This is a genomic window from Dietzia sp. SLG310A2-38A2 (assembly GCF_014145095.1).
In the GTDB taxonomy this organism is placed as follows: Bacteria; Actinomycetota; Actinomycetes; order Mycobacteriales; family Mycobacteriaceae; genus Dietzia.
This window is the reverse complement of sequence record NZ_JAALDX010000280.1, coordinates 1-7,811: the sequence shown is the minus strand read 5'-3', so window position 1 is coordinate 7,811 and position 7,811 is coordinate 1. Positions and strand designations below refer to the sequence as shown.

Genomic DNA, 7,811 nt, shown 5'->3' with positions numbered 1-7,811 from the left:
TGAGCCAGTGAGGATGCCGTCGGCCATGAGCCCGGCCCCGATCTGCCGGAGGCTGCGCCCCTCTGCGGCGTCTGTGATGACCCGGCGGAGGACGGCATCGGGCACGCTGGTCGGGGTGCCCAACTGGACCCCGGCGGCCTTGCGGGCGGTCAGGGCCTCACGGGTGGCTGTGGGCAGGGATGACCGGCGCAAGCTGCTCGCGGGCTTGCCCGAGCAGGCGGGCCCCTGCCGCCCGGGCGTCACCCAGCCGCCCGGATCGTCGGTGCCCATCACGTCACGGCACCGCGATGCGGCACTCGTAGGTGCGGCTAATCCGTTGACCTGCTTCAATCGCCAGATCCGCATCGTTCGACACACATTCAAGGCCGAGGACAAGGCCGAAGAGCACCTACTGCCACGAGAGGTGCTGCTCGCAGAATCGCCGGCGGGCGTGGATCGGGGCGACGGCGCGGCCCTCCGCTCGGGTCTCACCAGCGAGGAAAAGATTCCCGAAGTCAACGGACGGCTGGCCGCAGCCGTCCGCGGCGCATGGTTCGGGTGGCGGGTCGCGGCGGATGGAGCGAGGCCGGAAGTCCTTGTTCATGTTGGAAGCGCGTCTCGGTCGTGCCGCGACGGCGCAACGGAAGCACCATCGTGACTGTATAGGGGCCGATAATCGCCGATTATGGGCGAGCCTTCGGCGGCGCCCTAACCTCGCCTACAAGCACCCAGATCTACTCTAAGGCGGGTCAGGTCACGGTGTGCGACAGCACCGACGTATTGTCTATACCACGCTGCCGATACTGATTGGGTAGGGACCATGCGTGATCATGATGTACGAGTTGCTTTACGTGAGCGGCTGAAGACTGAACATGCTAATGACCCCTCTTGCCTGGTTGTAGAGGAGCTTGGCCTTTGCGATATTGCGCGAATCGACGTTGCCGTCGTCAACGGCTCCCTGACCGGCTTTGAGATCAAAAGTGAGCGCGATAATCTAGATCGCCTTCCGCGCCAATTGCAAACTTATAACCGAATCTTCGACTACATGAACCTCGTAGTAGCAGAGAACCACTTATCGAAAGCGGCGGATCTCGTACCCCCGTGGTGGGGCCTGGTAACCGCTTCGAATTCTAACACTGTAGAATCTGACACGGCCTTGCGAAAGACCCGGGAACCTTCTCTGAACCCGGCCGTTGACGCCGCCGCGATTGTGCAACTCCTTTGGAGAGATGAAGCCCTCTCAATTCTTGAGAGGCTAGGGGCGGACTACGGGGTCAGAACGAAAACTCGGTCTGCGGTGTGGGATCGGCTTATCAATACCGTCGAGATCGATGCGCTTAGGTTCGAGGTCCGCTCCGCGCTCAAGGCACGCCGCGAGTGGCGAGGGAAGAGAGCACAACATAGAAGTGGCGAGACATCGCCGCTTTCAAATACGACCCCGCGTTTCCTGGCCCGTCGGCTCCGTTAGCTACTGCCTGGATGTAATCGTCACCCGCGCTCGCGCCCGTTCCATCGAAGTAGGATTGAGCCGCAAGATCTCTCGCCAGTGCGATGTACTGCGGACTTGGGTCACGCTTCGTATGTGCTCGAAAAACCCGCCACTCACTCGGCAGGGCGTACCGAATATTGGGAATGGGCGCCCATGGAGTGTCTGCATAAACCGGCACTCCGACCCCATAGTCAGCGAAAGACAAAATTCGCTTGGTCCAGTGGCTTGTTAAATGCGCAAATGAACTGGCATCGGTGCGCGGTATCGAGCCCACTGAGTTTGGCGCCACCAGCTTGCCAACGGCTTCCGGAAAGGCAGAGAACGCAACAACAATCGATCGCCATTGGTGCAAGTCTGGCAGCAAGTCGAGCACTGAACCGACGACCGACGACTGAACCGCGGGCCCACCACTGACCATCCCCGCGTCGATTACTAAGTCGCATTCGTCCGCATCCACAGAACACTCGCTCCGGACGTCACTGAGCTCAGCAGAAAGCAAAGCCGCGCTACCTTCGAGCGCATCTTCGCAGTCGATTCGGATTACTATACCCCGCGAGTCGCGCAAGACTGCTTGGCGAACAGCACCATAAACGCCCGCAGATTCACTGGTGGTCACCACCGGTACTGCTTGTCGGCCGTCGTTATGCAGTCTTGCGAAAATTGACTCGACTTCGTTCAGCCAGACTGAGTCGTCCACCGCATTGACGTTTAGAGGATGGACCCATATCACGTGATCTTTGTGAGGCCATGCTCTCGATACATGTGCAACCTTCGCCGAGTCAGCCGTCTCAAGAAGGGGCACGAACATGTCTGGGGGCGTAGTCTGTATGGCCAGCAGCTCGCCCTGTTTCGCCTTCAGAACTGGAACGTACGCTTCGGCCGGTAGGGGTGTAAGCGGTGCAACCATAGGGGAATCGAACTACAGTTCTCGGCGCTTTGAACTAAGAACGGCGAGATTTGTAGCTTTTCAGTCCGCAGAATCCTGCCCTTCTCAGCCGAACTAACCGTGCCGACACGGTCAAACCTGCTGCCGCCGTCGCCAACGCGGCATCCGCCGACCCCCGCACGCTGCGGCGTTTCGTCATTCCCCGCTATGGGCGGGGACACCTGCGCCGTACCGTGAGCCGGTATGGCCTCCCCTGACTTCACCGAGATTCTCCACCGTGTCGACCGGGCAGGCCGCCACCGCGCCGAGGTGATCGACCTTGCCAGCACCCACCACCACGGCCGGCCCATCGATACCACCTTCGATCTGGGCGACAAAGCGATCCGATTGCTCGCCCAAGCCCGCGATCCATTCCCCATCGAGGTTGCCCTGGCGTTCAGCGACTGGGCCCACCAACTCCGCGCCGCCCTCGACGCGATCCTCTACCAGCTCGCCGTCAAGGACAGCGGACAGAATCCGCCCCCCGGTGAGAGCCGCCTCCAGTACCCGCTCGCGACCAACCGGGCCGCATTCGACCGCGAAGCCCGGCGCAGGCTCAAGCACCTCTCGACTGTCTCGATCGCCGCGATCGAGCGGACCCAGCCGTACAACATTCCGACGAAGGAACACGGCCACGCCCTTTGGTGGCTCCACGAGGTTGCCAGAATCGACCGTCATCGCCTCGCTCACGAGTTCGCGTGGAACGTCCGCGGCGTGCAACTCGACCTCCGCGGCCTCGCCGGCGCCCAGGTTGACGACTGCGACCACACCCTGACCTACGTCACTCACAAGCAGAAGACTTGGCTCGCGACGATTACCCCACCGCCCGGCGCCCACCCGCAGCTGGGCTCTTCGGTCGCCGTTGTCACGTGGCCAGAGATCCCCCGGTGGCACTCGGCCGCGGTTCCAAGCTACCGACAGTACGGTCTGACCGACCGCATGACGAACGTCGAGGAGCTTATTCACAGAATGGCCCAGTACTTCGCCGAGCGCGCCGGTTCGTGATGGCCCGGTAAGCCGGCTGCGGGGGGCCAGGCAACAACTTCTGCAATGCCAACGTTGCACGGCGATGCACACCGATGCACACGTCGACCCGCAGGAAGCCATTTATGTGCAGTTCAGCGGAGGTTTCAAACCCGGAATGTACTGTGTTGCACCACCCGGCACGGGAGTTCGAGTCCCGTCAGCCACCCCGGACGAACGAGGTCCGGATGTCGACCGAGATACCCTCCCGGTCGGGGTCCGGACCTCGTTCTCATTTCGCCCCTACCCTCCTCGCCGCCGAAACCGGCCGGTAACTCCCTGCTGGTGACTACGGTGTGGTGATCGCCCCTAGCGGCACGGCACCGAGGAGTCCCGATGAGCGAGCCCGACTTCACCGGCCTAAGGGCGACCTTCGTCAACTGCACTCTCACCCGCAGCCCCGGCCTCAGCCACACCCAGGGACTCGTCGACGCGAGTGCCTCGATCATGCGAAAGCACGGAGTCGAGGTGGAGACCCTCCGCGCGGTCGACCACCCGATCGCGACGGGCGTCTACCCGGACATGCGCGAGCACGGGTGGGACGTGGACGCCTGGCCGGAGATCTACCCGCGGCTTCTCGAGGCCGACATCCTCGTCCTGGCCGGACCCATCTGGCTCGGCGACAACTCCAGCGTGATGAAAAAGGTGATCGAGCGTCTCTACGCACTGTCCGGGATGCTCAACGACAAGGGCCAGCATCTCTACTACGGCCGGGTCGGTGGGTGCCTGGTCACCGGCAACGAGGACGGACTCAAGCACTGCGCGATGAACATCCTCTACAGCCTGCAGCACCTCGGCTACACGATCCCACCCAACGCCGATGCGGGTTGGATCGGCGAGGTCGGCCCCGGACCGTCGTACCTGGACCCCGGCAGCGGTGGGCCGGAGAACGACTTCACCAACCGCAACACGACCTTCATGACCTGGAACCTGATGCACCTGGCTCGGCTTCTCAAGGCGGCCGGCGGCATCCCCAGCGAGGGCAACCAGCGCTCCGCCTGGGACTCCGGTGCCCGCTTCGGCTGGGAGAACCCCGAGTACCGATCCTGACCAATCACTAACCCTGACCGAGTACCGAACCTGACCGCGCGATCCCGAACGAGGAGGGTTCCATGACCGCCGAGCACCCCCTGGAGGGCATCGCGAGCCGGGACCACCCGGTGAGCCCGGACGGGCCCCGGAAACCCACCCTGATCGTCTTTGACGTCAACGAGACACTCTCGGACATGTCGCCGATGACCCGGCGGTTCGAGGACGTCGGCGCGCCGGCGCACCTGGCGTCGAGCTGGTTCGCGGGGCTCCTCCGGGACGGCTTCGCCCTCACGGTCGTCTCGGCGAGCGACTCCTTCGCCCGCCTCGCCGCGGAGTCCCTGCGGATCAGCCTCCATGGTCTGACGCTCGATCGCGGCCCCGACGAAGCGGTACAGCACATCATGGGCGGTTTCGCCGTCCTCCCCGTGCACCCCGACGTGCCGGACGGTGTCCACGCACTCACGGACCTCGGGATCCGGTTGGTGACTCTGAGCAACGGCTCGGCGGCGATCGCCGAAGGCCTCCTCGACCGCGCGTCGGTACGCGGCGACTTCGAGGCACTTTTCTCCGTGGAGGACGCGGGCGCCTGGAAGCCGGCCCTCAGGGCCTATGCGCACGCTCTCGCCCGGTGCGATGTCGACCCGATGGACGCGATGCTCGTCGCCGTCCATCCCTGGGACATCGACGGCGCCGCACGAGCTGGCCTCGGCACCGCCTGGATCAACAGGGACGGCGAGCCCTACCCGGGGTACTTCCGGTCGCCGGACATCACGGCCACGTCCCTCACGGATCTGGCCGACCAGCTGCGTCGCTAACTCCGCCCGCTGACAGCGGTGGTGACAGGTCCGATCAGTTCAGCGATGCCACACGTTTGTAGTGCGCTCGCCGCAGAGGCATCGGAAGCTCGTCCACGGTGAGATCGGAGGTCTCGAGCCACCGGATCAGTCCGTTCACATCCGGGGTGGTCCGCACGGGTCCGACGGTCACCACGCCGCCCCGGGGCTCCCGGGTGAGGCGATCGCACCGTTGTACCAGGACGACAGGCCCCTCCGCCTGGGTCTCACCTGCGGAACCGCACGCGCCGCCGAGCAGGCAGGTGGCGCGCGCCAGCACACCGTGGGCCGATCGACCCACCGCCCGGCTCAGGGCCGAGACCAGCGCGGACTCCCTGTCTCCGCCGCAGGTGCCGCAGTACAGCACCGTGAAGGCGTTCATCCCTGCCTCACCTGGGTCCGGGGAAGGCGGGTTCTCCGGGGTCGAGAATCTCGACATCGTCTACTCCTCTCGGCCGTGCCTGCCGTCTGCCGGGCACGGTGAACTTTCCTGGGCGTGGAGCGTGGCCATGCTCGCGGGGGTTCAGGGCGGTTCGAGCCGGTCCCACATCCGTCGATACCGTCCGTCGGTGCTCACGAGTTCGGCATGCGTGCCCCGCTCGGCCACCCGTCCCTGTTCCAGGACGACGATCTCGTCGGCGTGGATGACCGTGCTGAGGCGATGAGCGATGAGCAGGACGGATCGTCCTCGGGCCAGCTCTGCGATCACCTCGGAGACCTCGCTCTCCGTGCGGGTGTCCAGGGCGGAGGTGGGCTCGTCCAGCACCACGACCGGCGCATCCACGAGCAGTGCCCGGGCGATGGCCAGGCGCTGACGCTGTCCCCCGGACAGTCCGGCACCGTCCTCCCCCAGGCGCGTGTCATACCCGTGAGGCAGGTCGCTGATCGCGGTGTGGAGCTGTGCGCGCCGGGCCGCGGCCACGACGTCGGCACGGTCCGCGTCGGGGCGGCCGAGCGCGATGTTCTCGGCCACCGTCCCCGGCACCAGATGGGTGCTCTGGAACACCTGGGTCACCGTGGCGGCGAGGGCGTCCGGGGCGATCTCGCGGACGTCCACTCCGCCGATCCTCACCGAGCCGGAGGTGGGGTCGTCAAAGCGGGAGAGCAGTCCCCCGAGGGAGGACTTGCCGCTGCCCGAGTGGCCCACCACCGCGACCATGCCCCTGGCCGGGAGTGTGAGATCGACCTCCTGCAGCGCCGGGGTGCCGTCGGGATAGGCGTATCCCACCCCGTCGAACCGCACCTCGACGCCCCGGGGCGTCTCCGGCTCCGTCGGATCGGGAAGCTGCGGGATCTCGGCCACTGATCGCAGCCGCTCCATGGCGGCCCGGGTCACGTGCCACTGTTCCCCCACGGACAGGGCCGCCACCAGCGGCCGGTAGACCGCTATCGCCACGAGGAGGAACCCGACGGCGACCTCCGTCCCGCGGCCGGCCACCACCGCCATCAGGACCGGCACCCCGGCCATGAGGACGGCCGAGGCCAGCATCAGCGGGGGGATCAGCCTGCCGAGCATGCGCACCGAGGAGTCCCGCAGGTCCAGCGCGGTCGCGCGGAGGACGTCGGCGATCCGCCTCGGCGCCGCGAGGACCCTCCATACCGTGATCCCGGTGAGCACGTCGACGAACCGTGCCGAGGCCTCGGCCTGGAGGGCGGTCCTCTCCCTGGCCGCAGCGGTGGTCCGGGTGCCCGCCCACACGGTCGCCGGGATCGCCGCCACGACGGCCCCGGCGAGCACGAGCGCGACGACCGGGTCGTAGACGGCCGCTGCGGCGACGACGAAGACCGGCAGTCCGAGGGCCTGCCCCAGCTTGGGCAGCCCCTCGGAGAGGAAGTCCTCGATCTGCTGCATGTCGCCGGTGAGCAGCGCCTGGATCTCACCGCGGCGGCGGCCGGAGGCCATCGGCACGGGTACGCGGAGCAGGTGCTCGAGCACCCACACCCGGGCATGCGCGGACACCTGGTACGAGGCGAGCCAGGAGTCCCTGGCGGCCAGATAGGACGCGAGCAACTGCCCGACGAGCGTCACCACGGCCACCACGGTCACCTGGATGGCCCGGTCCTCATCGACCTGCCCGCCGCGGGCCAGGTCCACGACGAGGGTGATCAGGACCCCGTAGAGCAACCCGCCGAACAGTGACTGGACGATCCGCCAGCCCACCCCGCGCAGGACGCGGACCCGTTCGGCACCGGCGATCCGCCACATCGTGCCCACGCCGCTCATCGGATCCCCGCCCTCGCCCGCGTCTCGGCGTCGTTCAACTCGGTGTAGAGCCCGCCGCGGTCGAGCAGTTCGTCGTGGGTGCCCTGTTCGGCGACCGCGCCCCGGTCGAGCACCACGATGTGGTCGGCCCGGCGGGCCAACGCGATCCGGTGGGTCGCCATCACCAGCGTCCTTCCCCGGCACCACCGGGAGATCGACTCCCACAGCTCGTCCTCGGTGAGCGGGTCGACCGAGGCGGTCGGCTCGTCCATCAGCACGACCCAGGCGTCGACGACGAGGGCCCGCGCGAGCGCGAGGCGCTGCCGC

At 66.4% G+C, this 7,811-nt stretch carries 6 protein-coding genes and 2 pseudogenes; 3 read left to right on the top strand and 5 right to left on the bottom strand.

All coding sequences use genetic code 11. The features are described 5' to 3' along the window. A pseudogene (locus G6027_RS10270) lies at positions 1-270 on the bottom strand (hypothetical protein); the annotation flags it as partial. Positions 271-1,340: 1,070 nt separating this feature from the next. Continuing rightward, positions 1,341-2,375 carry a beta family protein gene (locus G6027_RS10260; protein ID WP_182637088.1) on the bottom strand — a complete coding sequence of 345 codons (1,035 nt, stop codon included), beginning with the start codon at positions 2,373-2,375 and terminating at the stop codon, positions 1,341-1,343. Between the two features lie 288 nt (positions 2,376-2,663). Here G6027_RS10260 and G6027_RS10255 point away from each other — a divergent pair, with 288 nt between their 5' ends. The 3 genes from G6027_RS10255 to G6027_RS10245 all read left to right on the top strand — a co-directional run bounded on the left by G6027_RS10255 (position 2,664) and on the right by G6027_RS10245 (position 5,263). Continuing rightward, a complete protein-coding gene (locus tag G6027_RS10255; protein ID WP_182637087.1) occupies positions 2,664-3,398 on the top strand; it encodes a hypothetical protein in 735 nt (244 codons plus the stop codon). Between the two features lie 354 nt (positions 3,399-3,752). After that, on the top strand, positions 3,753-4,466 hold the full coding sequence (locus G6027_RS10250) for a flavodoxin family protein (protein ID WP_182637086.1): 714 nt from the start codon (positions 3,753-3,755) through the stop codon (positions 4,464-4,466). A 62-nt stretch (positions 4,467-4,528) separates the two neighbouring features. Beyond that, the gene (locus G6027_RS10245; protein WP_182637085.1) at positions 4,529-5,263 is read left to right on the top strand and encodes a haloacid dehalogenase type II; all 735 of its coding nucleotides are present in this window, start codon (positions 4,529-4,531) and stop codon (positions 5,261-5,263) included. 34 nt (positions 5,264-5,297) lie between these two features. Here G6027_RS10245 and G6027_RS18425 read toward each other — a convergent pair whose 3' ends face one another. The 3 genes and pseudogenes from G6027_RS18425 to G6027_RS10230 all read right to left on the bottom strand — a co-directional run. Beyond that, the gene (locus tag G6027_RS18425) at positions 5,298-5,720 is read right to left on the bottom strand and encodes a hypothetical protein (protein WP_206682485.1); all 423 of its coding nucleotides are present in this window, start codon (positions 5,718-5,720) and stop codon (positions 5,298-5,300) included. Between the two features lie 84 nt (positions 5,721-5,804). Beyond that, complete coding sequence (locus tag G6027_RS10235) at positions 5,805-7,505, bottom strand: ABC transporter ATP-binding protein (RefSeq protein ID WP_182637084.1); 1,701 nt, start codon at positions 7,503-7,505, stop codon at positions 5,805-5,807. Then, positions 7,502-7,811: pseudogene (locus G6027_RS10230) on the bottom strand (ABC transporter ATP-binding protein); the annotation flags it as partial. The pseudogene G6027_RS10230 and the gene G6027_RS10235, both read right to left, overlap by 4 nt.

Coding starts and splice junctions, on each gene's coding strand:
- G6027_RS10260 (WP_182637088.1), bottom strand. CDS start 2,375: ATGGTTGCACCGCTTACACCCCTACCGGCCGAAGCGTACGTTCCAGTT.
- G6027_RS10250 (WP_182637086.1), top strand. CDS start 3,753: ATGAGCGAGCCCGACTTCACCGGCCTAAGGGCGACCTTCGTCAACTGC.
- G6027_RS10245 (WP_182637085.1), top strand. CDS start 4,529: ATGACCGCCGAGCACCCCCTGGAGGGCATCGCGAGCCGGGACCACCCG.
- G6027_RS18425 (WP_206682485.1), bottom strand. CDS start 5,720: ATGTCGAGATTCTCGACCCCGGAGAACCCGCCTTCCCCGGACCCAGGT.
- G6027_RS10235 (WP_182637084.1), bottom strand. CDS start 7,505: ATGAGCGGCGTGGGCACGATGTGGCGGATCGCCGGTGCCGAACGGGTC.